Origin of the sequence: Rhizobium sp. BK376 (genome assembly GCF_004341625.1) — a bacterium.
Taxonomy (GTDB): domain Bacteria; phylum Pseudomonadota; class Alphaproteobacteria; order Rhizobiales; family Rhizobiaceae; genus Rhizobium.
In genome coordinates, this window is sequence record NZ_SLZG01000020.1 from 74,989 (window position 1) to 101,420 (window position 26,432).

General features: G+C 59.7%; 19 protein-coding genes and 2 pseudogenes. 6 read left to right on the plus strand and 15 right to left on the minus strand.

Annotation, left to right across the window (positions count from 1 at the left end):
• Positions 1-181: 181 nt before the first annotated feature.
• Positions 182-1,762 carry a bifunctional aminoglycoside phosphotransferase/ATP-binding protein gene (locus tag EV561_RS29255; protein WP_132527098.1) on the minus strand — a complete coding sequence of 527 codons (1,581 nt, stop codon included), beginning with the start codon at positions 1,760-1,762 and terminating at the stop codon, positions 182-184.
• A 135-nt stretch (positions 1,763-1,897) separates the two neighbouring features.
• On the opposite strand from EV561_RS29255, the gene cysQ reads away from it, so the two are divergent.
• On the plus strand, positions 1,898-2,740 hold the full coding sequence (gene cysQ / locus EV561_RS29260) for a 3'(2'),5'-bisphosphate nucleotidase CysQ (RefSeq protein ID WP_132527100.1): 843 nt from the start codon (positions 1,898-1,900) through the stop codon (positions 2,738-2,740).
• 467 nt (positions 2,741-3,207) lie between these two features.
• Here cysQ and EV561_RS29265 read toward each other — a convergent pair whose 3' ends face one another.
• Positions 3,208-5,319, minus strand: coding sequence for an alkyl sulfatase dimerization domain-containing protein (locus tag EV561_RS29265; RefSeq protein WP_132527102.1), 2,112 nt, complete (start codon positions 5,317-5,319; stop codon positions 3,208-3,210).
• Positions 5,320-5,816: 497 nt separating this feature from the next.
• Positions 5,817-7,172, minus strand: coding sequence for a carbohydrate porin (locus EV561_RS29270; protein WP_132527104.1), 1,356 nt, complete (start codon positions 7,170-7,172; stop codon positions 5,817-5,819).
• A gap of 524 nt (positions 7,173-7,696) precedes the next feature.
• Here EV561_RS29270 and EV561_RS29275 point away from each other — a divergent pair.
• From EV561_RS29275 to EV561_RS29285, 3 genes are all read left to right on the plus strand, one after another.
• Positions 7,697-9,982: a heavy metal translocating P-type ATPase gene (locus EV561_RS29275; protein WP_132527149.1), complete on the plus strand. Its 2,286-nt coding sequence runs from the start codon at positions 7,697-7,699 to the stop codon at positions 9,980-9,982.
• 241 nt (positions 9,983-10,223) lie between these two features.
• Positions 10,224-11,093: a glycosyltransferase family 25 protein gene (locus EV561_RS29280; protein WP_132527106.1), complete on the plus strand. Its 870-nt coding sequence runs from the start codon at positions 10,224-10,226 to the stop codon at positions 11,091-11,093.
• Between the two features lie 148 nt (positions 11,094-11,241).
• Entirely contained in the window at positions 11,242-11,484 is a 243-nt protein-coding gene (locus tag EV561_RS29285; RefSeq protein WP_132527108.1) for a hypothetical protein, read from the plus strand.
• Between the two features lie 426 nt (positions 11,485-11,910).
• Here EV561_RS29285 and EV561_RS29290 read toward each other — a convergent pair whose 3' ends face one another.
• The 7 genes from EV561_RS29290 to EV561_RS29320 form a co-directional block, all read right to left on the minus strand.
• Entirely contained in the window at positions 11,911-12,393 is a 483-nt protein-coding gene (locus tag EV561_RS29290) for a CBS domain-containing protein (RefSeq protein ID WP_132527110.1), read from the minus strand.
• Between the two features lie 146 nt (positions 12,394-12,539).
• On the minus strand, positions 12,540-13,877 hold the full coding sequence (locus EV561_RS29295) for an ATP-binding protein (RefSeq protein WP_132527112.1): 1,338 nt from the start codon (positions 13,875-13,877) through the stop codon (positions 12,540-12,542).
• Entirely contained in the window at positions 13,877-14,554 is a 678-nt protein-coding gene (locus EV561_RS29300) for a response regulator transcription factor (RefSeq protein ID WP_132527114.1), read from the minus strand. The genes EV561_RS29295 and EV561_RS29300 overlap by 1 nt, the downstream gene beginning before the upstream one ends.
• A gap of 13 nt (positions 14,555-14,567) precedes the next feature.
• Entirely contained in the window at positions 14,568-15,887 is a 1,320-nt protein-coding gene (locus EV561_RS29305) for an ATP-binding protein (RefSeq protein ID WP_132527151.1), read from the minus strand.
• A gap of 32 nt (positions 15,888-15,919) precedes the next feature.
• On the minus strand, positions 15,920-16,597 hold the full coding sequence (locus EV561_RS29310) for a response regulator transcription factor (RefSeq protein WP_132527116.1): 678 nt from the start codon (positions 16,595-16,597) through the stop codon (positions 15,920-15,922).
• On the minus strand, positions 16,594-17,160 hold the full coding sequence (locus EV561_RS29315) for a cytochrome b/b6 domain-containing protein (RefSeq protein ID WP_132527118.1): 567 nt from the start codon (positions 17,158-17,160) through the stop codon (positions 16,594-16,596). The genes EV561_RS29310 and EV561_RS29315 overlap by 4 nt, the downstream gene beginning before the upstream one ends.
• Positions 17,161-17,164: 4 nt before the next feature.
• A complete protein-coding gene (locus tag EV561_RS29320; RefSeq protein ID WP_132527120.1) occupies positions 17,165-17,437 on the minus strand; it encodes a PepSY domain-containing protein in 273 nt (90 codons plus the stop codon).
• Positions 17,438-17,590: 153 nt separating this feature from the next.
• Between EV561_RS29320 and EV561_RS29325 the strand changes: the two genes are divergently transcribed.
• Entirely contained in the window at positions 17,591-18,028 is a 438-nt protein-coding gene (locus EV561_RS29325; protein WP_132527122.1) for a DUF6691 family protein, read from the plus strand.
• 710 nt (positions 18,029-18,738) lie between these two features.
• Here the strand turns inward: EV561_RS29325 and EV561_RS29330 are convergent.
• From EV561_RS29330 to EV561_RS29345, 4 genes and pseudogenes are all read right to left on the minus strand, one after another.
• Positions 18,739-19,815, minus strand: coding sequence for a cation diffusion facilitator family transporter (locus EV561_RS29330; protein WP_132527124.1), 1,077 nt, complete (start codon positions 19,813-19,815; stop codon positions 18,739-18,741).
• A gap of 188 nt (positions 19,816-20,003) precedes the next feature.
• Positions 20,004-21,077, minus strand: a complete 1,074-nt coding sequence (locus tag EV561_RS29335; protein ID WP_132527126.1) for a lipocalin-like domain-containing protein — start codon at positions 21,075-21,077, stop codon at positions 20,004-20,006.
• The gene (locus EV561_RS29340; RefSeq protein ID WP_132527127.1) at positions 21,067-23,424 is read right to left on the minus strand and encodes an ABC transporter permease; all 2,358 of its coding nucleotides are present in this window, start codon (positions 23,422-23,424) and stop codon (positions 21,067-21,069) included. Before EV561_RS29340 ends, EV561_RS29335 begins: the two co-directional genes overlap by 11 nt.
• A gap of 70 nt (positions 23,425-23,494) precedes the next feature.
• Positions 23,495-23,719: pseudogene (locus EV561_RS29345) on the minus strand (ATP-binding protein); the annotation flags it as partial.
• A 502-nt stretch (positions 23,720-24,221) separates the two neighbouring features.
• On the opposite strand from EV561_RS29345, the gene EV561_RS29350 reads away from it, so the two are divergent.
• Complete coding sequence (locus EV561_RS29350; RefSeq protein ID WP_132527129.1) at positions 24,222-26,327, plus strand: recombinase family protein; 2,106 nt, start codon at positions 24,222-24,224, stop codon at positions 26,325-26,327.
• Here the strand turns inward: EV561_RS29350 and EV561_RS29355 are convergent.
• A pseudogene (locus tag EV561_RS29355) lies at positions 26,325-26,432 on the minus strand (ATP-binding protein); the annotation flags it as partial. The gene EV561_RS29350 and the pseudogene EV561_RS29355 sit on opposite strands and share 3 nt — an antisense overlap.

Genomic DNA, 26,432 nt, shown 5'->3' on the forward strand with positions numbered 1-26,432 from the left:
GCCATGCGGGTGCCGGGCCGATCTCGTAGCGCGTCGGCAAGGCGCTGCCCATGCTGCAACATGTTCGGCGACCCTGGCTTTTCGTTTCGTCCGAGGACGGCTCAGTCATTCATCGATAACCCTCGATGATCGACGCAAGCCTGGCCTGAAGCCGTGGACCAGCTGTTTCCGTTGCGGTCGATCAAAGCGGAGAGACAGCGGAAATTTGGCTATCGGGTGTTGCTAGATTTTTACCGGGCGCCTGCGCTTTCGTCAGCTGCAGGATCTCCTCGACAAGCGTCAATGGAGGTAAAGCGGCGTGGAGCTGCCGCCATTCGGCGGCATCTGCGCGGTGAGACAGCTGGTGCGCCAGGATATCCACCGTCGCGTCGGAAGGGCCGCCGATCCGTGCCGCAACGCGCTGCCAAAGCACTGCTGGATCTGCCTCCAGCCAATAGGCCGAAAAGCGATGATGGCCTTCCGCGGCCGCCTCTTCGATCATGCGACGATTGGCGGGCCGGTCGAAGACCGCATCGGCGACGGCCGAACCGCCTTGCGCAAGGATAAGGCGAGCTCGCCAGGCCATCTCCTGATAGACTTTCGCCGAAATCTCCGGTCGGTAGGCGGCCGGCGGCAGCCTCGTCTCCACCGGTACCCCGTGCATCGCTTTGCGGATGCGGTCGCTTTCAATGATGCGCGCGCCCGGCGCAAGGCTGATGCGCGGCGCCAGGATTTCGGCTATTGTGGTCTTTCCCGATCCGCTCAGGCCACCGATGGCGATGAGCTGTGGCGGCACAGATTCCAGCAGTGACCGTGCCAGCCCGAAATAGGAACGCGCCTCTCCGGACAGCGTCGCTGCCTCATCGCCGGCATCTTCCGCCTGCGTGGCGATCACATGTGCTCGCACGGCCGCGCGCAACGCGATGAAGAAGGGCAGCGCGGCAAAGCCATCCTCTTCGTCCGTCTCATCAAGATACCGGTTCATCACGAGATTGGCGAATTCGAGGGTTCCGCGATGCCAGAGATCCATCAGCAAGAAAGCAAGGTCGTAAAGGACGTCGGTCGTCGCGATCTGATCGTTGAATTCGATGCAGTCGAACAGACATGGCTCGCCATCAAGCAGAAAGATGTTGCGCAGGTGCAGGTCGCCATGACACCGCCGCACCTTGCCGGCCCGCTCCCGTTGGTCCAGCAGGTCGGAAAGCCGACGCAGGCACCGGTCGAAAGCAACCGTCAGTTCGCCGACCTCCTCGGTTGTAAAAACATGGCTGGTCGCAAATCCCGCAGCGTTGATTTTCAGCACCGAAGCAATATTGGCTGCACCGCCCGCCTCGTGGATCACGGGGGCGCCGCGGTGGAACCGGGCGATCGATTTTGCAAGCGAGGTCATCATCGATGGCGTCAACCCGCCTGACATCGCAATATGATCAAGCAACTGCGACTGATCGAAGCGCTGCATCTCCACAAGGGCATCGAGCAACTGCCCCTGGCCGTCGAGCGCAAGAACGCCCTGTCTCTCCCGGGTGATGGTCCTGACGCCGAGATAGATGCCGGGCGCTGTCTTCCTGTTCAGTTCCACTTCCTTGCGGCATGCCGCCAACCGTATCTCCGCCGAGGAAAAATCCACATAAGGCAGCTTCACGGCGCGCTTCAGCTTGTAGGCCCGATCCCCCACGAGAAAAATACGTGATATATGCGTCTCGATGGTTTCGACGGGTCCCGCAGTCCGGGACAAGACGTCGTCCAGGAAGGAAATGGTTGCGGACTGGTCTTGCGTGATCATCTGCAATCCTCTGAGTTACCCTGGCTGCGCCGGCAAGACTGCCGCAGCGGCGGAGGGAACGCTTTGACCCGCATCAATGATCGAACCGAAACGACATCATAAAGTGAGATACCGTTCGACCGATGGGAAATGACGATGGATCTGTCCGCGAGAAGCCAGCTTGTCGAAACACTGATCCCGATCATTCGTAAGGCCGGAAAGGCCGCGCTCAGGCTGCAGCACGACGGGCTCGCCGTCATGACCAAGGAAGACGGCTCGCCGGTGACCACAGCCGATCTTGCCAGCAACGAGATCCTTCGCGCTGGATGCCAGGCATTGTTTCCGGACATCGCCGTTATCAGCGAGGAAGACTCCCCTGCCATGGGAACGGGCAAGAGCACGAACGACACGTTCTTCCTGATCGATCCGCTCGATGGCACCAAGGAATTCATGAATGGCCGCGAGGAATTTGCCGTCAATGTCGCGCTTGTCGAGTCCGGACGCGCCAGCGTCGGGCTGATCTATGCGCCTGCCTGCGACCGGCTCTTCTTCTCCCACGGTCCCGGGCGCGCCTTTGAACGAACCGCCGGTCGGCGCCGCAATCTCCCTTACCGCCCTCCTGCCGGGCGTCAGCTGAACGCCCTCATCAGCCGCTCGCACTGCGATCCGCAGACCCTTGCGCTCCTTAAAATCCTGCAACCCTGCAAAGTGCGGGAAATGGGCTCTTCGCTGAAATTCGCGCTTGTGGCCGCCGCGGAAGCTGACGTCTACCTGCGGCTTGGTCCTACAATGGCCTGGGATCGTGCCGCCGGCCAGGCAATCGTCGAGGCAGCTGGCGGCGTTGTCTTGCAGGCGGACGGATCGCCGCTTCGTTACGGCCCTGACAGGAACGTCAAAGTGGACGGTTTCTTTGCGACACGCACGCCGCAGCTTGCGGAGCGAGTGATCGCCGCCATAAGGACGCTCGAAAGCGGATCCGCGGTCGCCTTTCCGCAATAACGCGATCTGTCGGCGCGTGGGACCGCTGCCCGCTCGGGCACCCGACCGAAAGGGCGCTACCGCGTGTTGTCACGCCGGATTGGCAACCCGGAAGGGGTCTGGCATGCCATGGTCTGCTGCCACGTTCACGGTCCGTTCAGCAAAGCTGGCTTCCTGCCTATCTTGTCCGGAACGGCTTGTCCGATCAGGCGTTTTAACGTCGTCCAACCTCTTTTGAGATCCGTGATGTCCCTGGCTTTCCTTGTTGGAATTGCGACTGTGTTTTTATCGCTTCTCGGAGCGACGGTCGTCGCGCTGACGTGGAGCAACGAGATTTGGCTCGCTGGGACGACCGCGCTTTGGTACGGGGTCGCTTTGCTTATGGTGGCCGGCTTCATTCGCCACTGCGTGACCCCCGTTCGATCACGTTGACTTGATTGTAGTCGCTCTCTTTACGTCCATCGAAGGATCGACCAAGCCGCCCTGCGCTATTCGACCATCGCTTTTCCGGGCAGAGCCTCGTATGGATCCGCGGACGCAAGGTCTGCCGACGTTGCTTTCGTCCCCGGCATGATTTCAAACCGCGGATCGAAATCGACCATGGCGGAGGCGAGTTGCTTCAGGACGTCTACGTCTCCCCGGACCTTCGCCGTTCCGTCCGCGATCTGTTGCTCCAGCGTCTTCCTGCCCATCATGGTCTGTTCCAGGTCGGATCGATTGATGGTGAGCGTGAGGTCCGCGTTTTCTGACTGGAAGCCTTTGATGTTGGTCAGCGTGGCATTTTCCAATTCGACGATGAACGTCTCGCGGTTGTCGGGCGTCTGCAAGTTGATGGCAAAACGCATGCCTTCCGCCTTGCGGCTGTCCATCCTGATGCCGAGGAAATTGAGAAACAGTTCGGTCGACATCGCGCGGATGACATCCGGACTGCTTGAATCGGCGGCTTCGCCCTTCGGGATTCCGGATCGCAATTCGTATGCGGCGGCAAGGAAGCTGTTTCGAAGGCCCGGGTTTTCCTGCTGGTAGCCGATCTGTTCGAAAATGTCGGCCAGAAGGTCCTTGGCGCTTGCGTTATGGGGTTCAGCCTGGACCAGCTTGTTTACGATTTCCACCGCCAGCAGATAATTGCCGGCATCATGCAATTCCCGCCCGCGAACGAGGATCCGTTCGCTGCCGCCCATCATCTCGACGTAGAGAGGCGCCGAATCTTCAGGCGAAAGCGGAATGAGCGTCGCCGGATTGCAATCCCAGAAGCCGAGGTAGCGTTGGATAACGCCTCTGGAATTATGCTGCGGCGATCCATGGTAGCCACGACAGTACCATTTGTCCTGTAATCCCTTGGGAACCTCGTAGACATTGTGAATGTTGCTGATCGTCACGCCCTGGTTGGCAAGATGAAGCACCTGGTTATTCATATTGGCATAAAGATCACGTTGGGCTCGAAGGACGTCCTGAACGCGCTGATTTCCCCATCGCGGCCAATGATGAGACGCAAACATGACATCAGCCTCCAGTCCGAAGCGATACAGCGCTTCGGCGATATATTTGGACCAGGCGAGCGGGTCGCGGACCTGTGCGCCACGCAGCGTGTAGATGTTATGAAGGGAAGCGATGACGTTCTCAGCCATCCACAACGCCTTCAGATCCGGAAGGTAGGTATTCATCTCGCGCGGCGCTTCCGTATTCGGCGTGTTCTGAAAAATCATGCGGACACCGTCCACGTCAAATTCCTCTATGGGTTCGCTGACAAGGCGCGTCGGTGCGATCAGGCCGGTGGCGCCAGCAGATATTGCCTGCCCCAGTCCCTGTCCGACGTAACCATGGGGAGCGGCCGTCAGCAGCAGCCCATATTGATAGAACAGTCGCCTGTTCATTGCGTTGCCCGCATAAACATTTTCGGAAACTGTAAAGTTCATGAAGTCGACGGGAGCAATGACGGGAACCTTGCCCGAACGGACGTCGTCTTCATCGAGTATGCCGCGCACACCGCCCCAGTGATCGCCGTGCGTGTGGGAGTAGATCACGGCGGAGATCGGCAGGTTCTCACCTTTGTGATCTTGGAAAAGCTTCCACGAAGCGCGTGCGGTCTCGGCGGTCACCAGCGGATCGAATACGATCCATCCAGTCCGGCCACGAACGAAGGTTATGTTCGACAGATCAAAGCCGCGCACCTGATAAATGCCAGGGATTACTTCATAAAGCCCGTAGTTGTTGTTGAGCCTGGAAATGCGGTGCAGCGAGGGATGAATACTGTCGAATTCTGCCTCCTGGTCGAGAAATTTAAACCGGTTCATGTCCCACGCGACGTGCCCGGCATCGGCTGCGATCGTCATTTCCTCCATGGGAGCAATCAGGCCCTTCTGCTGTTCCTCGAAATCCTGGGTGTCGCTGAACGGAAGTTCGATACGAGCCCTGTTCAGCACCTCCAGCGTGAATCTCGACGGTGCCTTGCCTTTCGGATGAAAGTGTCCGTCAAGCGGAGGCAGCATGTCCCGCTCCTGCGCCCGTGCCGACGTCTCGTCAAAGACGAGTCTTCCCGACAAGGCGAAGGCTGTTCCGATCGCAGGCAGGGATTGCATGAATTCGCGCCGAGTAGACATATCAATTGTCCTCCTTAAAGTGATAGGCTTGCTATGGCTGCACTGAGCGAAACTGGCATGAGGGAGATGCGCTCCCGGTCAGACGGGAGAATGCCGTCTCGACCATCCTCGATCGCCGTGAACTGCCTCAGGAACAGCCGGCGATACCCCCAAATAAACATAGCTTTGGAAGCGGCAGCCCCGGTTGATCCAAATCAATGGATTTGTCTGTAAACGCAAAGAAGATACGATGCTCGCTGGACCGAAGCCTTGCCTTTGCCGCCATTGCTGTCGACGGCGCGGCAAAGCGGATATCGAATTCCCGCGATCCCTGATCCTGTCGGCCCATCATCTGCAGCGGAACGCGCCTGCATCGGCCGGAAGGTTGGCGGTGCGGTCGAAAGCGACGGAGCGACGGGTGATCCGCGCTGCTTGTGCCTGCGGCGGTCCCTTTCTGGAGGGTCGCCCGAGGCTCAGTGAAAGATGCGTTGATTAGACCGGCAATTCATCAACCCCGCCTAGAAGGTTGCCGCGGCTCGAAACCCAAAGATCGCGGCGTTCTTTATCCGCGTATTAGGCTTGTCCGGATCAGCGGCGTTGCCGCCAGGCCGGATGACATATTGAAAAAAGGGTTGTGCAGACAGCCATGGGGTGACCGCGGCCTGATATGTCGTTTCGATCACCGCTTCCGAACTCGGAACCGGCTGTGACGCTCCAGTGAAAGCGTTCTGAGCGTTGACCAGATCCGCCAGACCCGAGCTCATGCTGGCATAGGCAAAGCTGACGCCGGCGGTGTCGTCGTCACGCCCCGGCAAAAGGCCCTTATAGGCAAGTCCGGTGTCAACATACCAGTTCATGCTGTTGCGCTGCTCCTCGGGTGCGATTGCCATACGGACGAAGCCGCTAAGGCCATTGCCGGTGCCCGACGATTCCTGCCAAAGGGTCTGATCGACAACGCCATAAAGGGCAAAGTTGCCGGAGAGCCGACGCGGGCTCCCGCTCGACAAGGGATCGGCCACGGAAACGCCGTTCGATGCGGTGGAGAGGCTGTCGAACTCCTCCGAATTATACCAGGCACCGATCTTGTATGTGCCGGGCAGACCGGCATTCCCCTTCGCCGGCATATAGGCATAGGCCGCCTCGGCAATTGCAAGCACGCCATCTCCAACGGGAAACCCCAATCCATTGGCATTGCCGTTCGGGTCCGACCCGGTCGGACTGCCGTTGAAGACGGCGGCCTGCAACGTCCAGGCATCGTCAGGCTTGACGATGATCTGCGCGCCCGGAACAGCAAAGGGATAGGCCGGTCCTCCTCCGGGAAGATCGGAGGCAAAAATGCCGGGCCATCCGAATGTCGAGTTGACGAAAAGGCTGGCCGTGTTGCTGATCGCAAAATTTTGGTCCGCCAGAATTTGCCCGAGCTTTAGCGTTACCGCGCCATTCAAAAGGCTCTGCGACAGATAAAATTCTCCAAGCCTGAAGCCGGGGTCGGCTTCGACGGAGGTCACGGTCAGGAGATTGCCGATGTCCTTTCCAGACAGGCCCTGGCCCTGAATGGCATAGCCGGAAATATGGACGGCGCCGCCGGTCCAGCCTGCCAACCTGTCCATGTCGAAGTCGCCCTGTAATTGGAAGACGCCGTCATAAGCGGTTCCCCTTCTCACACCGCCTGATACGTTGCCGAGCACATCGCTGGTCTGCGACATGGTGAAAGTAATGCCTTCATCCCGCAGCCAGGTGCGATAGCCGTGCCAATCGCCGGTGAGCGTTGTTGCAGCGTAGGACGGCGGGGCCATATCGTCCGCCCTGCTTTGTGCCGCAAACACCGTCATCGCAAGGGCAACAGCTAAAGCGCCGACAGCCGGATTTTTCATAGGCTTCCTTTCAAAGAAAGTTCGAACTTGCTGCAAGCCAACGAGGGCAAGCGGATAAAGCATATTGTCGGTCATTGTCTGAGGTCGAAGCGCCATATATTTTTGGGGGCCGGCCAGTACACCGTCGATGCCGACGGGGAAAATCCTGGTGCAATAAACACCTGGCGGCACGGCATTTCGCGCGAACCGATCCATCGAACTCTCCAATCGACGTTTGGCGCTGCGATGCACCGGTCAGGCTTTCAGTGGTCACACGGGTACCAAACTCACGCCTTGGCAGCAAGGCCGTGCCGCCCGTTGATACATGTCAACGCGCCCGGCCGATAAGTGCCCCACCATGGCTGTCGCGCGAGATGTAGACACAAAACATGCGCCGCGCCAAGGCTGGAACTGACATGCAAACGCCAAAGCCACTTTTTCGTGACGCTCAGCAGGAGACGGCAAGCGGTCTATCAAGCCGGCCCCTGTCGAAATCTGCGTCCGCTTTTCCGATCTCCGCAAAAGAAGGGGGCGTCGATAAGATGATGGTGGAACGCATCTTGCGGCGAGCCTTGATCGCCATTGCCCTTGCAGGCCTTGCTTGCGGATTGATCGCGGCATTTTCCGGCATGCCTCGGCTTGCCAACAGCATCTGGACGGCGGGCACCTTGCCTGTCGTCGTGACCCTTTTGGTTTCGATGATCCGCGATCTGCGTGCTGGTCGCATGGGCGTCGACGCCATCGCCTTCGTCTCCATGGGTGCAGCGCTTGTTCTCGCAGAAGGTCTTGCCGCTGCGGTGGTCGCGGTCATGTATGCGGGCGGCAACGTGCTTGAGGACTTTGCCGTCGCGCGAGCCGAACGTGACCTGAAATCCCTGGTCGATCGAGCGCCACGAATTGCGCACCGCCGCGCCGCAGGCGCCGTCGAGGAGATCTCGATCGACGAGGTCGCAATCGGCGATGCGATCCTGGTGCAGGCCGGCGAGATCATCCCGGTCGACGGCGTGATCGTTTCGCCGAGCGCCATGGTCGACGAATCGGCACTTACGGGGGAACCGATCCCGGTCAACCGCCGCAACGGAGAGCCGGCACGCAGCGGAACGATCAACGCCGGGGAAATGTTCGAGCTTACCGCGACCACGACTGCCGGCGAAAGTACCTATGCGGGCATCGTTCGGATGGTTACCGCTGCTCAGACCGCAAAGGCGCCCTTTACGCGCCTTGCGGATCGGTACGCTATTCTGCTGTTGCCAGCCACGCTTGCTGTGGCAGCCGGCGCCTGGCTTTTATCCGGGGAAGTCATCCGCGGACTGGCGGTGCTGGTTGCGGCGACCCCGTGTCCCCTGATCCTCGCAGCGCCGGTCGCCTTCATTTCTGGCGTCTCCCAGGCCGCTCGCCGGAGCATTCTTATCAAAGGCGGCGGCCCCCTCGAAGCGCTCGCGCGGACCCACACCGTCATGTTCGACAAGACAGGGACGCTCACCGTCGGCGGCGCGCGTCTCGTCGCAATCGAAACGGCGCCCGGCGAAAGCGCCGATCAGGTGCTGCAACTCGCAGCCTCCCTCGAGCAGGCCTCCCATCACGTCGTGGCGAGCGCGATCGTCGAAGCGGCAATCGCGAAAGGGTTTGATCTTGATCTTCCGGTGAATGTCCGCGAGACCATGGGCTCCGGTCTTGAAGGGAACGTCGCCGGACGGCGGGTCCGCGCTGGCTCGCATCAGCTTGTGCATGGTGCCGGAAAACCACAGGACTGGGCGATGCGGGCGCTTCGGCGCGCCGCTTGGCGCTCGGCCCTGAGCGTCTTTGTGTCCGTCGACGGGCGCATGATCGGCGCACTGCTCCTTGGCGACGAGCTCAGGCGCGAGGCGCCGCGGGCCGTGCAGGCGCTGCGCGCTGCTGGCGTGGCGCGCATCGTTATGGTCACCGGCGACAGGGTCGACGCTGCCGAAACCATCGGGGCAGCGCTTGACCTCGATGCCGTGCTTGCCGAACGTGTACCCTCAGACAAGGTCGACGCCGTCGCCGCAGAACAGCGGCAGCACCCGACGCTGATGGTCGGGGATGGCATCAACGACGCCCCGGCCCTTGCCAAAGCCGATGTCGGCATAGCGATGGGCGCGCGCGGCGCAAGCGCATCCTCGGAAGCGGCCGATGTCGTGATCTTGGTCGATCGCCTCGACCGCGTTTCCGACGCCGTCACCATCGCACGGCGCGCTCGCGCGATCGCCCTGCAAAGCATTGTTGCCGGCATGGGACTATCGGGACTGGCAATGGCGGCAGCAGCGCTCGGCTGGCTGACGCCGGTTGCCGGGGCTTTGACCCAGGAGGCCATTGACGTCGCCGTGATCCTGAACGCGTTGCGCGCCCTCAGCCCCGCTTACACATTCGGTCATCCACGGATGCCGAGTGTTGCGGTGACAGAATTGCGTGAGGATCATGAAAGGCTCGACGAAACGCTCCGGCGTCTGCGGGAAATCGCCGATACTCTTGATGACGCCGAGCCTTCGGTGGCCGTACCACTGATTGCCGAAGCCGACGGCCTCGTTGCCGAGCGGATCGTGACGCACGAGCGCAAGGACGAGCGCCTGGTTTACCCCCGGCTGTTAAAATTCCTGAACGACGCGCACGGCCTCAGTGCCATGAGCCGCGCGCATCGCGAGATTCTTCATCTGGCACGGCTCCTCAGCCGCATGGCAGCCGGCCTGCTGCCCGAAGATGCCGATCACTACCTGGTACGAGACGCCCAGCGCGTCATCGAGTCGATCGAAGCGTTGGTGCGCATGCACAATGCGCAGGAAGAGGACATTTACGACCATGCCGCGGCAGTGTGATCGCGGCCTTGGCGGGTCGGCGGTCGACACGTCGCGCTTGACCGGCAAATGCGTTGTTCGTTTTTCCGAAGAGATCGGCCCTTTTAGGATGATGCTCAAAGCTTGCCGCTGGTTCCGTTCGGATTTCCCGTTTTCGTCATAGATCTGTAAGGCGCGTGTAAGTCTGATCCTCCATCTCGCCGTCTCCGACGCGCGGGCCTCTTCATGCCGCCGCCGCCGGGTAGCGCGTGTCGAGATTGATATGAATATTGAAGCATCCTATCCGGGCAACGGCCTTGGCCTGCCCCGAGGCAGAAATTGCGCGACGCCGGGTGTCGCTATCCCCGTCTACCTGATCAACCTTGATCGCGCCCCCGACCGGCTGCAGACGATGGACCGCCAGCTCCATGCGGCCGGCATAATGTATGAGCGAGTGATCGCGGTCGAGGGCGACGAGCTGATCTTTCCGCACGCCCTCTATGACGAAAAAGGGTTCAGGTGGCGGCATGGAAAGCTCACCAACCCGGCAGAGGTGGGCTGCTATCTCAGCCATATCGACTGCGCGCGCCGCCTTCTTGCTTCCAATAACGATCACGCCCTTGTTCTCGAGGATGACCTTCTGCTTCCGGGCGATCTTGCCGCCATCATCTCGGCTTCGATAGCCGAAGGCGACCTATGGGACATTCTGAGGCTGTCGACGGTCAACCGAGGCCGGAAGTTCATCGCAAAGCAGCTGACGCCACAAAGAGCGCTTGCTGTGTCCCTCACCCGCGAAAAGGGCTCTGGCGCATATCTCATCAACCGGCGGGCCGCCACTTGGCTTTGCAGAACCTTGGTGCCCATGTGCCTGCCATACGATATCGCCTTCGATCTCGAATATCTCGACGGCTTGAGAGGAATGTTCGTCTACCCGGTGCCTGTTTCGCAGGAAGCGGGCTTCCCGTCGACGATTCAGTTGGGCCGCTGCCGCTTCCGGCTTGCCTGGTGGCAGCGGATCACGGTCTATCCCTACCGCGCATGGCTCGAATCGTCCCGCCTTGTCTTGCGGCTGATGCTCCTTGCAAAATTCAGACTCTTTCATCGGCACAAGGTCGGTCGGCCTCTCACCAGGGACGTCCGGACCTGCGGTTAGTTATTCTGTAAGCGGCCCGTAAGTCTCGCCTTGTATCGGCGCCTCGTCCGTCATCGGCGATGAGCGGGCATCAACGGCGGGAAGATGAACTTCCCATGGTAGATTGGAGCCTAGGCATGATGCGGGGGCTTCAAGGCGGAGAGTATGCGTGACTTCGATTTCTTCCTTGAACGCAGCATCGGCTGCACTGATCCTGCAAAAGCCCCAGCATCAGGCGCCGCCGGCATCCCCCGCGCCGGTTGCGGCCTCCGGCTCCGTCGGCTCGACCTCTGGCGCCAAGGTGCCTTCGTCGATCGCAGCAATGGCATTGCGTGGCGCTGAAGCCGAGACTTCCCCGGACCCGATGATCGGCGGCCACGAAGTCCCAGATGGCGATGCTGACGATCGGTAACGGCCGATGTTTGCCGACGACTTCTGGCCCCGCATCGCCGGGGCCAATTGGCTTCCGGTCCGCAACCTGTGCCAGGGTCGAGCCCGAACGGTTGGCCCGAAGACATCGCAGAAAGACCCTGCTCCGGTCGCAACTCTGCGAGGTACCCGTAATTTCTCGCTTCCGTTCCGATGATGCAGACGGTTGGATTGCACGATCTCAACCGCTCACTGAGCACCCTGACAGGCGTCATCGAAGGTTTGACCTATCAAGAGCACTAAGCGATTGTAGACACCTCGCGACGATGCCGCGTGCTGAACGGGTTTGTATCTCTACGCAGAGTTTGTTTGTCTCCCGCCATGTCGGGGGTTAACCGGACAGCCGTTCAAAAAGTCTCAAATCTTTTGCCAAAGAATAGATGTGGCCCGGCCTTTAAGCTCTTTGCGATCAGTCCGTAGGTTCAAGCAAATCGTCCAGTTTTTCGACCACAGCCCGAACCACATCCGCGCGGCTTACAATACCAACTAACACGCCGTCACGCAGGATAGGGACGCGCTTGATCTGATGCTTCAGCATCAGATCTGCCAGCTCCGCAAGTGAGGCTTCCTCATCAGCGGAGATGATCGCGGTGTGCATAATGTCGCGGACATGCCGCTGGTTTAGGCGAATTTCGGCGAGAAACTGCGGGGCGAGTGTTTCGCCTTCAGCCAGCATGCGTAGCCATTGCGCTCGCTTACTTTGAAACTGCGAGCCGAAGTGGCGCATCACGTCGCCCTCGCTGACCAATCCAAGCGGCCGGTTATCGGGATCCACCACCGGTACTGCGGTGACGTGATGGATTAGCATGCGCCGGGCGGCCTCGGCCACGGTCGTCTCAGGCGACACCGTGACCAGATTCGTTGTCATCACGGACTTGGCGGGGATCGTCATGTGTGCGACTCCAGTTAGAAAGCATGAACAATACTGGACCGATTTCGCGGCCGCCTTGACGTACCGCAATTTGCGATGGCGCGCGTTGTCAATGATGATTGTAGATCGCACCCATGTCGATGACGCGGATCACCCGGCGGGGAGTTTCAGCCTGCGCCGGATTGTTGAAACGGAAACTCCATCGCCGCCGAAGCACCGCCGGCCGGCAGGTTTGAAAGCTTCAGCCGGCCGCCATGCGCAGCCATAGTCTCGGCGACGATGGACAATCCGAGCCCCAATCCATCGGCGCGGTCGCTTTCCACCCTTGCGTCGTGCCGCTGGCTCAATCGCGACGGTGGAAAGCCGGCCCCCTGGTCGATGACGACAATACCCGATTGATAGACGCGGATGCTGATCATTCCACCGACCGAACTGTGATGAAGTGCGTTTTCGACCAGGTTTCGCAGCGCCCTGAAAATGAAATCGAATGCGCCGGAAACGGTCACCGTCTCGGCTATGGCGGCGACCTCGATGTCGCAGCCGGCGGAGAATATCGTCGGGGCGAGAAACCGTCCGACCTGGCGGGCGACATCCACGAGATCCACAAGGTCTTCCTGCTCGTAGTGGAGGGCGCCAATTCTGACACGATCGATGAGTTGGTTGATAAGTCTTTCGATCCCTGCAAGATCGCTCTCCACCTCGCGCGCAATCCGGTCTTGGGAGAGCGACAGTCGGGTCTTGACGATTGCAAGCGGCGTGCGCAGCTCATGGGCGACAAGGCCTGAGAACTGTTCCAGAGACAGAAAACCGGTCTGAAGCCGCTCAAGTGCTTCATTGACGGCCCTGACGAGCGAAAGAACGTCGTCAGGCATCCGTGTTTCCGTCAACCTCTTGGCAATGCTTGATGGCGTAATCGCCCGGGCCTCCTGCGCGGCGACCGTCAGCGGCTTCAGGGCGAGCTTAAGAACGATCACGTTGGTCAGAAGCAACACCAGTACGAAAGGGATCCATATCCACGCAATGTCAGTGACGAACTCCTCTAGAACGCTATCGAAGATGACATGCTCACGCGGAAAAGCCACTTGGACGAAGGCGAACCGACCGCCGCCGCCCAACTTCAGAGAAAGGCCAAACAGAGCCTTGATCTTGTCGTGGCTCGGCAGGAGGAAAAACTGGGTCTGGTCGCCGGACGTTGGAATAAGCGGCTCACCCTTTTCGCCCGAACCCTCAAGCAAGCTGCCGTCTGTCCTGATAACCGCAAATTCGCCCCGCAGCTCGTGAATCCGGGACTTCAACGCGATCGCGTGAATGTCGCTCAACGTCGGATCAGATGCGATTTGCCGACCCAGCTCCTTGGCGAACGTCGACAGTGTCTCCTCGCGAAATTCATCATTGGCCGCCTGGAAGCGAATGTAGAGAAAGGCCGCGCTGGCGCATGTGGCAACAAGTGCCACCACAGACATTGCAAAGACGAGCCGCCCGAAAAGGGTGAGCCGGCGAACCATCACGGCCGCCTGGCGGCAAGCATGTAGCCGATGCCGCGCATGTTATGAATATCGACGAGGGCGCCCGCCGTTCTCAGCTTCTTGCGCAGACGATGTATGAGCACTTCGACGGCGTTGGAGCTCAGCTCCTCTCCGAATCCGTAAAGGGCGCCCTCGACATCGGATTTCGACAGGACATGGTGGGCGCGCCGCAGAAACAATTCCAGCGCCGCATATTCGCGGCGGCTGAGCTGCAATTCAACCGTATCGACATGTGCCGAGTGGAGCGATAGATCCAGCTTGACGTTCCCTTCACGCAAGATGACGTCATAGCGCAAGGCGCCGCGCCGCATCAGCGCTCGCAGACGGGAGACCAGCACGCCCATCACGAAGGGTTTGCAGAGATAATCGTCCGCACCCCGATCTAGCGCGTCCATGATGGACGCGGGGGAATCGCGAGCGGTCAGGACAAGAAGCGGCGTCGAGCGCGTCATGCGCCGCAGGGGCTCGATCAACGACATGCCGTCCCGGTCGGGAAGCCCCAGATCAAGAATGATCGCTTCATAGTCAACATTCGCGGCAGCTTCCTCGGCGTCGTAGGCCGTGGCAACGCGATCTGTCGTAAACCCGTAGGACCGCATCGCATCGACGGTCACCGCCGCAAGCTTGGGATTATCTTCGACGAGAAGCACTCGCATTCATCTGCCCTGCCTATTGTGGCTGTATCAGCGCCGGGCCCGGATTATCCTGGAACCGCAATTGCGCGATACGGCCGTGTCCGGTTTGTGTGTGTGTGAACACCGCACCATGGAGAACGGCGATTTGCTGGACAATTTTCAGACCGATGCCCATTCCGCCCGATCGTTCCTGTGCCTGGCCATCGCCATCGTGGCGATCACGACCTACCTTCCTCAGGTCTTCGACATCTATCCCGTTTGCGGTCGTGCGTACGACGATGGCGGTGCCAGGTGGCGTGTGGCGGACCGCATTTTCGATGAGGTTGCGGATCGCATCCTTCAACAGGCCGTCCACAGCCTTGACGACGCGGCGCGCGCTGCCTTCCAGCGCCAGTGAATGCTGATGCCCATAGACCCAGGGTGCCAACGACTGGACCACCTCGGAGGCAATCTCGCTCAGATCGACGTCCGTAAAAAGGCTGCGATCGAAGCTGTCGAGGCGTGCGAGTGCCGTGAGCTGCCCGACAAACCGGACAAGCTCGTCGAGATCCGCCTCTGCCTTGCGCGCCCGCGGGTGGTCGATACGGCTCAGTTCAAGTTTCATGGCGGCAAGCGGTGTGCGCACTTCATGGGCGATGCCTGAAGTCAGAACCTTCTGTGACTTCATCAACTCGCCAACCCGGGCAAAGGCGCGATTGACCGCCTCGGCGAGATGGGCGATCTCGAGCGGCATTCCGTCCGTGAGTAGATGTGAACGGGAATCGAAAGGATCCATCGCATCGGCGGCAAGAGCCGCCGCCCGCACGGGTCGCAACGCCTTGCGCACAGACAGGAGCGTTCCCCCTAAGACGAGGACCAGCAGGATGCTCATCGGGACGATCATGTGCTCGAGCACTTCGTTTCCGAGAACATCCGACAGGACGTCCTGCGGATCCCCAATCGTTGCCACCTCGACAAGGATCGTTTGATTGCCGGCGACAAACGCCCTGCCTCCGACCAGGGTCAGCGGCTTGCCGGGCCTGATCGTGCGCAGCCAGAAGTTCGGCGGGCGCATGTCGAGCGGCAGGAAACGGCGCTCGCAATCGTCGCTGCAGGACGCAAACAGGATCCGGCCATCATCGGTGCGGACCCGCGCGACATAGCCGCTGTCCTGACGAGCGTAGCGGGCCGCCAGGCTCTCGGGAAGCGTAAAGGCGAGGTTCGGCGCAGTCCCCGATACCCCGTCGGCAAGACGATCAGTCTCCTGCTCGACGAACAGGCGCGAAAGCTCGCCGTCGTTCCAATAATAGTCGGAAAATACCACGAGGAGCTGAAGCAACATGGCAAGGACCGCGAAAAACACGATCCTTCCCATGATGATCACGCCGAGGGACCTGTTTGCGAGTTTCAATGAGCGACCTCGCGCAACATATATCCGACACCGCGCACTGTCTCGATGATCGCGCCGGACTGCCGGCCATCCAGCTTCTTGCGCAGACGCGAGACCGCGAGTTCGACCGCATTGGTCGTCCTCTCGTCACCGAATTCGGAAAAAGCATGTTCGATCCGCCGTTTCGGCACAACCTTGCCCGCCTCGCGGAGCAGGAGTTCGAGCAGAGACCGCTCGGCTGGCGCGAGAGCCAGATCGGTGCCACCGCAAAGCACCGTCTTGGATGCCAGGTCCAATTGCAGTCCGGCGAAGTCAAGCACAGGCATGACTGACATCGGCGAACGTCGCAGAAGCGCACGGATGCGCGCGAGCAATTCCCCATTGTTGAACGGCTTGGTCAGATAATCGTCGGCGCCGGCGTCCAGCCCGGCAATTCGCTCATCGACCGCGCCACGAGCCGTCAGGACGAGAATGGGCAGCTGATGTTTTGCCGTCCGGATCGTCTTTAGAACATCGAGGCCATCCTCGTCAGGCAGGCCGAGATCAAGAAGGAGAAGGTCGTACTCGACCGCGGCGAGGGCTGCGCGTCCCTCACCAGCGGTCTCGAATGCATCTATGCGCCAGCCTTCCTCGTGTATCGTTTCCGATACGAGTTCGCGCAGGCGCGGACTATCCTCGATCAGCAAAAGCCTCATGCACGCTTACGTCCCGTCACCATGGCCCAAACCAGATTCTCCCTGTGTCGCCAGCTTTCGATCAGCGCCGCGGCAGCATGGAGAAAGGCCAGTACCATGATGCTATTGGCGATTGTGCCGTGCAACTGCTCCAGCCACTTCTCGCCCCAGAAGGCATCAAGCGTCATCATCCAACCCGTCAGGCAGGTGGCGGCGAGCAGTATCATCAGCAACAGCATCATAACCGATGCCAGAGGATTGTGGCCAAGCGAACGTTCCTCCGTGCCGTCGATCATGTCAAAGATTTGCGACATGATTTTGGAAGGCGTCGGAAAGAAATCGGAAAAGCGGGCATGCCGGGTGCCGATGAAGCCCCAGAGGAAGCGAACGGCAAGAGCGGCGGCAACGGTATAGCCGGTCATCCGATGCCAGTATTTCCCCTCGTCGAGAATGAAGAGATTGAGAACGCAGGCGGCAACGACGGTCCAATGAAAGAGACGGACGATCGGGTCCCACACCTTAACCTTTGCCGGGCGAGGGTTGGAGGGCTCGTGGCCCTCCCTCGTGGTGACGGTCTCAGTCATCGGATCAACCATCGATCTCGGATTTGACGATATCGCCGGAAATGGGATTGAAATAAACCTCGGCCCGTTTTCCATCCTTGTTCTTGCCGTAAATCTCATAGCAGTTTCCGGTCACCTGGAAGGTCTTGACCTTGTAGCCGGCAGCGTCGATCTTTGCCTTCATCGCTTCTTGCGACATCCATTTGGACTTCGGTTCGCTGGTGCAGCTCGGGCCGGCCAGAGCGAGTGAAGGCATGGCGGCAATAGCAGCGAGCATTATGGTCAATTTCAGCTTCATATCGTGGTCCTTTTGTTTAGGTCGCCCAATTCGTGCGGCGACGCACCAAGGACTAGTCAATCGAACCTGTCCGTTTGCTGTCGAAGGAGGCAATTAGGAGTTTAAGGAGGATGCACTGACCGTCTATGTTTGCCGTGCGATTGGAGCTGTGTCATGACCCAACGTGTTTTGGTCGCCATCGTCTGCGGCGTCCTTTTTGGCATAGGCCTGGTCATCTCTGACATGGTGAACCCGGCGCGGGTGCGGGCCTTTCTGGATTTGACGGGTGCCTGGGATCCGTCGCTCGCATTTGTGATGGGCGGGGCTCTCGTTCCGTCATCGATCGCCTATGCGATCAAGCGACGTCACAGCCGGCCGATCTTCGAGACGCAGTTCAACGTGCCCGCAAGCCGGAATATCGACGGCTCGCTCGCTTCAGGCGCGGCGCTCTTCGGACTCGGATGGGGGTTGGTTGGCCTCTGCCCGGGTCCCGCCATCGCATCGGTCGTGATCGGTCGCTGGCAGGCGGTCCTGTTCACCGCGGCGATGCTTCTTGGCATGGTCGCCTATCGCATCGCCTCGTCCCGGCATCCGACGACGCGACACGCCTGATCGCGGAAACCGGGTGAGCGGGTAAGGGCGATCGCGGCGCGTCGTCTTCATCGGCCATCAGTATCTGTCATGCCACATCGATCACGTCCGATCCCCAAAACGCATGGCTCGCCCGACGTCAATCGGCCATCACGTCAGGGCTGGCGCCAACGAAAACCGGGTGGCCCGGCGCTGCCGATTTTATCGCGCATCCGAGCAAGTGTCGCTCATCGATCGAAGGCACAGAAGATCGACCTTCCTTGTCCGGCGCGCCTTTCGGGAGAGAGCGAGCGAATTGGCGAAGGGAACGGGGACGAGCCTTGCTCTTTCGGCAGCGAGCATGTCTGCTACCTCTAAGCTTTCCACCGTGTGGGTGGCCGCGGCGTTCGCCATCGGACGACAATTACCGTCGAGCGCGGCCTTCCTGTTGATCATCTATCCCGTCTGGGACGCAGTGGCAGATTATGTTGACGCCACTCGCACAGGAGGGCGCACCCGCAATCGGACCCAAGCCTTCGTCGACTGCGCTTCGTTCGACGGGGTCACATGCCGGGCTTAGCGGCCATGCTTGGCGGCGCTTCGTAGATCAAGAGCTCATCGAACTCGCCTTCCGGACACCACATCACGGTCCCATCCGGAGTGGCGACTTTGTCTGATATCAAAACCAGTTGGCCGATCCGGAGCGGCACCGGATAAGCGGCGCAGTTTACTGGACCAAGAAGGAGCGCGCGTCACAGCGAGGTGTAAGGCGTCGTCGCTATATTTTGCACCCGGGCAAAACATGTCACGGGCGCGCCTTTCCCATGCAGCTCTGCGTAATGTTCCGGCGACTGCGGTTTGATGAACAGGGCAACGATCTGAGGAAACCCGACCCGCAAGCCTGCTTCGATTTGGGCGATTGCCGTTTCAAGCTCCTCGGTATTCAAATCTGGTTTGAATGCGACACTTATAGCCACAAGCAGTTGATCCGGCGAAAGGTGAACGCTAACAACGCCGTTGACGGCTTTTACGGATCCGGCTGCTGCGACCGTGCCGATTATTCCTTTGACGATTTCGGGATCGGCGGGAACACCGATCAGAAGCGATTTACTTTCGGTCGCAAGTTTGAAAGCCGTCACCGCAAGAATGGCAGCGATAACCACGGAGGCCATTCCATCGTACGCAGCATTGCCGGTTGCCATCGACGCCAACAAGCCGAGGGTTGTCACCGCTAGCCCCATGAGCGCGGCGATGCCACCAAAAAGTATCGTCATCGAGGTTGGGTCTCTCCGCCGTACAAGGGATTGGTACAGGCTCTCCTTGGACCTCCCGTGCTTGGATTTGCGAAAGGCTTCCCTCAAGCCGATGATCTCTACGGCAGCCGAACACGCGATCACGGTGAAGTTGAGGGTATGGCCCTCGATCGGAGCCGGATGGATTATTTGACGTAAGCCTGCCAGGAAGGCGACGCCCGAGCCCAGTGAGAAAATCAGAATAGCGACCACGAAATTCCAGAAGAAAACCTCGCGGCCATAGCCGAGTTGGTGTGCAGGTGTCCCCCGTCGCTGGGAAACGATCAGGCCATAGAGGAGAATAACTTCCGTGCTCGCGTCAATAAGGGTGTGGACGCCCTCGCTGATCATCGCCGAGCTTCCCGATAGGAAACCAGCGAAAAACTTGATCGCAGCGACGATTATGTCGCCCGCGAGCGCGATAAGTACAGCTCGTTGACCCGCACCGCTCCGATGGATCGACTGCGGATGCAGCTTCTGGGCACTGGACGCCAATCGTGGCGCAGCAACGGGATGTTTCGCGTCTAGTGCTGTCACAGGGCACCCTTCCTCGCTTCAGCCTTCGATCCTACCACGATCACTGCAGAAACTCCCGTGAACGGCAGTGCTTCGATGCAAAATACCTTCAGCCATCCCGAGCCCGCATTTCCGCGGCGACAGTCCGAACGTGGTTCATGTGGCGATGGAAAACGACAACTATTGCCCTTTTCGAGCCGAATCGCGCTTCAATATCCCGTCATCTCGAGGTAGCCGACTCCGGCGTGATTTCCGGAAATACGGATTGGTCCTTCCCAATACGGGAATTGACTGTCGACCCAGGATTCATTGTTCAAGGCAGACACCGTGATATCCAGGTTCTTCGACGGAAGTTGCAATCGCCATTGAACCGGAACATCCCTCCCTCTTACCGACGCCGTCTTGAGAGGGTTGATCCTGAGTTCATTCGTAGCGATTTCCATGGGCCTGCCGTCGGGAAAAATCCATGTCCCGGACGTGAAGCCACCTCCGGAAGTATCCCGAAGACGGAAGCCCATCATTTTCGACCCATCGTCGAAATGTAGCGAAAACCAGTCCCATCCCTTTTGATTGGCGGCCAGCGGCTGGCTGGACCACTCACGGTCGAGCCAAGCCTTCCCGGTAACTTCCACGGTCTTGCCAGGCAGTTGGAGGGTTCCTGAGATCGAATAGAACGGCTGGGAGTAATAATAGCTGGCTTGGCCCTCCGCAGATTTAACCGAGTACCCATTGTCACCCTGCGACACCACCGGTCCCTTGGCGTCAAGGCTTAGCTGATATCCGAAATCAGCTCCCGTCGCCGACATCGTTAGCTCGGAAAGCTGGTCGCTGCCGTCTGGAGCGCTTGTCGCCCTGAGTACCCATTCGTCGATCCATGCGTCGAACGGACTGATGGTTACGCCTGCCTGGCCGATCCCGCCGCGTGCGAGGCGTTCTGCCGAAAATTGCCTATCGGGTGTGGTGATGGCCGCGTTGCCCATCCACACCTGCGGGCTGGACCAACCGGCCTCTTCTCCAGGAGCGGCGGCGGACCGGAACAAGGTCCATTGAACCCCGTAATCGAGGCCATCATTGCCCTTGAGATTAGCCGTTACATACCACCATTCGATCCGGAAGTCTGGATGCGGGGCATGGTCGGCGGGGAACTGGAAATGCAGCCCGGGCTTCGGGACCGCAAAACCCTGTGCTGTCGATCCGAGGCCTGCAAAACCCTGTGCATAGCCACCTACTGCCGAGGCGACCAGCAGACCGAAAACGAGGATCGAGCGGATGCTAGCGTTCACTTGCAAACACCTTCAGCAGTGTCGAAGGCGTAACCTTCGACAGTCTCCGTAAGGGGACGGCCGCGGAGACAAGAGCGGCGATGACCGCAAGCCCGGCCAGGCGCAACCAGTCGCCAGGAAAGAGCCGTAAGGGCAAGCGCCATCCGAATGCTTCCACGTTGACAACCGCGAGCAAGACCCAGGCGAGAGCGATACCGACAGGGATCGCCAAAATGAGCGTCAAGAGCACAAGCAGCAAAGTCCGCCATAACTCGAGCGCGACCAGCTGCCTCCTCGTCAGTCCCATTGCCCAGACCGGTGCGAGCTGTGGCAGCCGCATTCTTGCAAGCGTCGACATACTTGCGAACAATGCAATGCCAGCAACTCCCAGCGTCAGAACGTTCAAGGCCGCGGTGACAGAGAAAGTTTGTTCGAATATCTGAATGGATCGCTGCTTCAAACTGGCTTGATCGATGATGTTTTGCGGGGGAAGACCGAACTGCCCGATCAGATCCTGTCTCAGTTGCTCGATCCTTCCCGGAGGTACCCGTACGCCAAACCTCAGACGCGGCACGTCGGGGTAATGGCGCGTCAACGCGTTGATCCCCACAATAGCCTGTCCGGTCGGATTGCCGTAGTCTGAATAGACGCCTGCGATGGGAAGCAGCCAACCGCCAGGTAGTGAGAGGATATCGCCAAGTCGGTGATGTCCACGCCGATAGAGCTGCTCATTGACCAAGACGGCTCTGCCACTTGCTATCTCGTCCCACGCATCGGGGCGGGCTTCGAGCAAAGGCCAGTTGTCTCGGTACGTCTTGTCATCTGCTACACCGAACACTTGCCCGGGTAAGCCATCCAGGTTCCCTTCCGTATTCCAGACTGGCAAAACCGCTTCGACGCGGGGGCGTAGCCAAGTCGCAAGTTTGTCCCCCTCCTGGTCCGTTCTTGCAGTCAGATAGAGTTCCGAAGCCAGCCTCTGGTCCAGCCAACCGGTGAAGGTTGTCCGGAAACTCGCCACCATCGTCCCCACACCGACGTTCGCCGACAGGGCGATCAGCAGGGCCATCAACGCCAATGCGAGGCCAGGAATCTGTTGCCGAGTGTCGGCCCAGAACCACGTGGCTACCGGTTTTCTGGATAGATGTGACATCAGCGAAAGGAAAATGGCTAAGAGGCCGGGCAGCAGCAGAGCAGCTCCCAACAGCAAACAGGCAAGAACGCCGAATCCGGCGACCAGCCCGGAACCCCATCGCAGCAAGCCGAGCGAGGTCAGGAGTAGAACCATCGAAATCGCAGACTGTCCGATGATCAGTCGTTCCGACGCAAGTGCCCAGGCCCTGGGTTGGGCCGGAGCAAGAAGCGGCATACGCGATATCTGCCAAAGGCTCTGTGTCGCCGAAAGAGCTGTTCCAAATATGGCGATCGCCATCCCGCTCAGCATCCAACTGCTTCGGAATGCCAGGCTTCCATCGACGCTCGCTCCATAAAGACTTCGGAGAGTGGCCGCGACGCCGGGGAGCAGGAATGATGCCAGGAAGTATCCCAAAACGACGCCTACAGCACCCGAAATCGTGGCGAAGACCAATAGCTCGGCAGCGAGGAGACCGATCAGCGTCCTAGCCGGAACGCCAAGGGATCGAAGCGTCCGGAACGTTGGACGCCGCTGCTCGAAGGCTAATCCTATCGTCGAGTAGACGATGAAAAGACCAACGGCAAACGCAAGAAAGCCGAATGCCGTGAGGTTCAAATGGAAGCTGTCCGTGAGACGACTGATATCGGCCTGACCATCTGGTTTTTTAAGAATGAGCTCCGCTGCGATGACCGACAGCGACTGCCTTCCAATCGGCTGATCCGGTGCGACGACCAGCCGCGAAATCTGCAATGGCTTCGCGAGGAGCCCTTGAGCGATGCCTATGTCAGCAATGGCCGTCCCAGGTAGCAAGTTCCTGCTGATCACCAGCCTGGGGGTTGGAGACCCCTTCAGCTCGTCGGCAGTCTCCGGCGAAACATAAACCATGCCGGGTGGAGTGATAAAAGCGGCTAGGTCGGAGGTGCTGCCTAGCGAGCCAGCGGACGCGCCTTGTGGTATGCTTATGGGGTCGATGCCAAGAAGATGGATATGGCGATTGCCGACCCTCCAGTCGCCTTCCAAAACCGGAGAAACATTCCAGCCGGCGCGGCTCAGGCGAACGAAAACATCCTGTCCGACCGTCTCCCCACTGATGGGCACCAGCTGGTCAAATCGGTCTTGGCCGAGGACAGCCGCTGCTCTGTCATAGCTCGCCCTCGCCTCGGCATTGATTGCCTGAACTCCCGACCACAATGCGGTCGCCAGGCAGAGCCCGAGGAGCAGCAGCGCGAGCTGCATCGGTGTGCGCCACCAATGGTGTCAATGCCGCGTGAATTTTCCCCAGAAGTGCCGAAGTAAAATTCCCCACTTATGCCGAGGTGGACGCCGGGGAGAATTGGGTATTTTTTGGCGGCCGACCGCGCGGCTTTTGTGGTGGAGCGAATGCCGGCGGCGCGATGAGGGCTTTGGAGCGGACATGTTCCGGCATCAGTTCGGCATGCTGCCGCAGGCGGTAGCTTGATCCTTCGATCTGCACGACGACGGCATGGTGAAGCAGTCTGTCGAGCAGCGCGGTTGCGACGACTGGATCACCAAGCATCGCAGACTGCCCCTATTATCGACGGGGTGGTGCATCATGTGACTATCATTGACCCGCGCCACGGCCTTGCGGGTCAGCGTCTTGAGCTGGTGTCGGTCCAGTCCGGACGCGGCGCGGCATTCGTTGTCGTTCGATTACCTGACGGACGCCACCGTTCAATTCGCCGGTCGATAACCGATCTTGTAACCGTTTCGCTGGAAGCGCGGAGCGAGTCGAAATCGGCGCCTCGCATCAGCGTTCGAACTCTGCTCACATTGATGCGCCATTTGGACAGCATGGTTACCTCCCGTTCTAAGGAGGTGATTCGCGATGAACGTGCAATCAAAACCGTACCGCGTAGCGTCTCAGTCCCTCGTAAAGCTTCTGACCCCGAGCACGACAGTCCCGCGTCCGTGGCTCGATCTGCCGACGGAGACGCGGAAACAACTTGCTCAAAAACTTGTCCCCCTGTTGATGCGGATGCGGTCAATCCGTGTGCCGACAAAGGTGGATCGGCATGCTGAGAGCGACGAGTAGCCCCGACAGCCAAGTCACCGCCGAGCATCGCGGCAAGCTTGCTTATATTTATGTCCGCCAGTCTTCCGTAAACCAGGTGCGGCATCATCAGGAAAGCACAGAGCTTCAGTATCGCCTCATCGATCGTGCCGTCGCTCTTGGCTGGCCACATGAACGCGTGCACGTCATTGATGAAGACCTCGGCAAATCCGGCTCGGGCAGCGTCGAGCGAGAAGGCTTCAAGAAGTTGATCGCGGAGATCGGACTGGGCAACGCGGGGCTAGTCATCAGCCTCGATGCCTCTCGGCTCGCCCGCAACAATCGTGATTGGCATCAGCTCCTTGATCTGTGCGCATTGTTCGGCGTTATTATTGCCGACGGCGAACGGCTCTACGATCCTTGTGCTTACCACGACCGACTCTTGCTCGGCTTATCCGGCATCATGAGCGAAGCGGAGTTGCACCAGATCAGGCAACGCCTTCATCAGGGCGAGCGCCAGAAAGCGGCACGCGGCGAATTGCGCTTTGGCCTGCCCGCCGGATTGTCTCATGCCCTCTCGGGCCAGATCATTCTCAACCCCGATGAGGAGGTGCAGGCGAGGCTCTGCCTCGTCTTCAGCAAATTCCGCGAATTGGGAAGCGCGCGGGCGGTAATGCGCTATCTACGCAAGGAGGATTTGCCGTTGCCAATGCGTCCTCTCCATGGTCCGGCGCCGCACGAAGTCGTCTGGCAAGAGGCCACCAACCCGCGGGTGCTCAGCATTCTCCATAATCCCGGCTATGCTGGGGCCTATGTTTACGGTCGACGACGGCAGACTGGAGGGCGCATTCGTCAGGACGTGTATTTGCCACGCACAACCAAGGTTCCCATCGAAGACTGGGAGGTCTGTTTGCAAGCGGCCCATCCTGGTTACATCGGCTGGGAGGAGTTTATGGATAACCAACGGCGATTGGAGAACAACATCAACCACTACGAAGCCGGCCATACGGGAGCGCCGCGTAAGGGCGCTGCATTACTGCAGGGCATCGCTGTCTGCGGGCGGTGCGGCCGGCGGATGAGTTTGCGCTATAGCGGCCCCACAGGGGACTATCCCGTCTACACGTGCCGGGCCGATCGCGGTCACGACGGAGGGCCGTTATGCCAGGAGGTGCGCGCTCTGCCCGTCGACGCACGCATCGAAGGCATTCTACTTGAGGCTCTAACGCCAGACAGGATCGCGATCGCCATCGCCGCACTGGGCCAGATCGAAGAGGAAGCACGTCAACTTGAGCGTCAATGGGGATTGCGGCGTGAACGGGCGCGCTATGAGGCGGAAAGGGCACGACGCCAATACGACGCAGTCGAGCCTGAGAACCGCTTGGTGGCCCGATCGCTGGAGCGGGGATGGGAAGAGAAGCTGCGTGCAGCCGAGGCCATCGAGCAGGATTACGAACGATGGCGGTCCGACGAACCCCTGGTTCTCAGTGAGACAGATCGCGACGGGCTACTGGCACTCGGAGAAGACCTGCCGCGCATCTGGCGTGCCTCATCGACCACGGCGGCCGAGCGAAAGAGCATCCTGCGCCTCATCATCTGCGAGGTCGTTCTCGACCAAAAGCGCCTGCGGGGCCAGGTATGGGTCAAGATCCTGTGGCAAACGGGAGCGACAAGCGAGCACTCTGTCCAAAGGCGCGTTCACACCTATGGTGACTATATCGATATCGACAAACTACGAGCGCGCGTGACGGAGCTGAACACCGCCGGCAAAATGGACAAGGAAATTGCGTCGGTACTGAACGCGGAAGGCTTCCTTGCTGCACAGAATTGCGACTTCAAAGGTGACAATGTCTGGCTCTTGCGCAGACGTTGGGGCATTCCAACCGTCAAAATCAACGGCACGAACGCCAATCCCGCCAGGTGGCCGGACGGAACCTATTCCGTTCAAGGTGCCGCAGCAGCTCTGGGCATCACACCTCAGGTCATCTTCGATTATCTCGCCCGCGGATGGCTCAAGGGACACCAACTCGCCAAGGGTCAGCCGTGGCAAATCGATTTGACGCAGGACCAGATCGACCTTCTGCGCGCTCGCGCTCAACGCTATAGACGATCGAGGAAGAAGGCATCATGACATCATTGGTTCGCCGAAGACATCGCCCCATTCAGCAAACCCGCGGTTTGACGTCAGGATCATGGCACCCCGTTCGTATCGCGCATTGACGAGCTGAAAGAAGAG

Bases quoted from the DNA above. Each gene is read 5' to 3' on its own strand.
- EV561_RS29305 (WP_132527151.1), bottom strand. From the start codon at position 15,887: ATGGGAAGGATCGTGTTTTTCGCGGTCCTTGCCATGTTGCTTCAGCTC.
- EV561_RS29310 (WP_132527116.1), bottom strand. From the start codon at position 16,597: ATGAGGCTTTTGCTGATCGAGGATAGTCCGCGCCTGCGCGAACTCGTA.
- EV561_RS29255 (WP_132527098.1), bottom strand. From the start codon at position 1,762: ATGATCACGCAAGACCAGTCCGCAACCATTTCCTTCCTGGACGACGTC.
- EV561_RS29265 (WP_132527102.1), bottom strand. From the start codon at position 5,319: ATGTCTACTCGGCGCGAATTCATGCAATCCCTGCCTGCGATCGGAACA.
- EV561_RS29270 (WP_132527104.1), bottom strand. From the start codon at position 7,172: ATGAAAAATCCGGCTGTCGGCGCTTTAGCTGTTGCCCTTGCGATGACG.
- EV561_RS29280 (WP_132527106.1), top strand. From the start codon at position 10,224: ATGAATATTGAAGCATCCTATCCGGGCAACGGCCTTGGCCTGCCCCGA.
- EV561_RS29340 (WP_132527127.1), bottom strand. From the start codon at position 23,424: ATGCAGCTCGCGCTGCTGCTCCTCGGGCTCTGCCTGGCGACCGCATTG.
- EV561_RS29315 (WP_132527118.1), bottom strand. From the start codon at position 17,160: ATGACTGAGACCGTCACCACGAGGGAGGGCCACGAGCCCTCCAACCCT.
- EV561_RS29295 (WP_132527112.1), bottom strand. From the start codon at position 13,877: ATGGTTCGCCGGCTCACCCTTTTCGGGCGGCTCGTCTTTGCAATGTCT.
- EV561_RS29275 (WP_132527149.1), top strand. From the start codon at position 7,697: ATGGTGGAACGCATCTTGCGGCGAGCCTTGATCGCCATTGCCCTTGCA.
- EV561_RS29290 (WP_132527110.1), bottom strand. From the start codon at position 12,393: ATGACGATCCCCGCCAAGTCCGTGATGACAACGAATCTGGTCACGGTG.
- EV561_RS29300 (WP_132527114.1), bottom strand. From the start codon at position 14,554: ATGCGAGTGCTTCTCGTCGAAGATAATCCCAAGCTTGCGGCGGTGACC.
- cysQ (WP_132527100.1), top strand. From the start codon at position 1,898: ATGGATCTGTCCGCGAGAAGCCAGCTTGTCGAAACACTGATCCCGATC.
- EV561_RS29325 (WP_132527122.1), top strand. From the start codon at position 17,591: ATGACCCAACGTGTTTTGGTCGCCATCGTCTGCGGCGTCCTTTTTGGC.
- EV561_RS29320 (WP_132527120.1), bottom strand. From the start codon at position 17,437: ATGAAGCTGAAATTGACCATAATGCTCGCTGCTATTGCCGCCATGCCT.
- EV561_RS29350 (WP_132527129.1), top strand. From the start codon at position 24,222: ATGCTGAGAGCGACGAGTAGCCCCGACAGCCAAGTCACCGCCGAGCAT.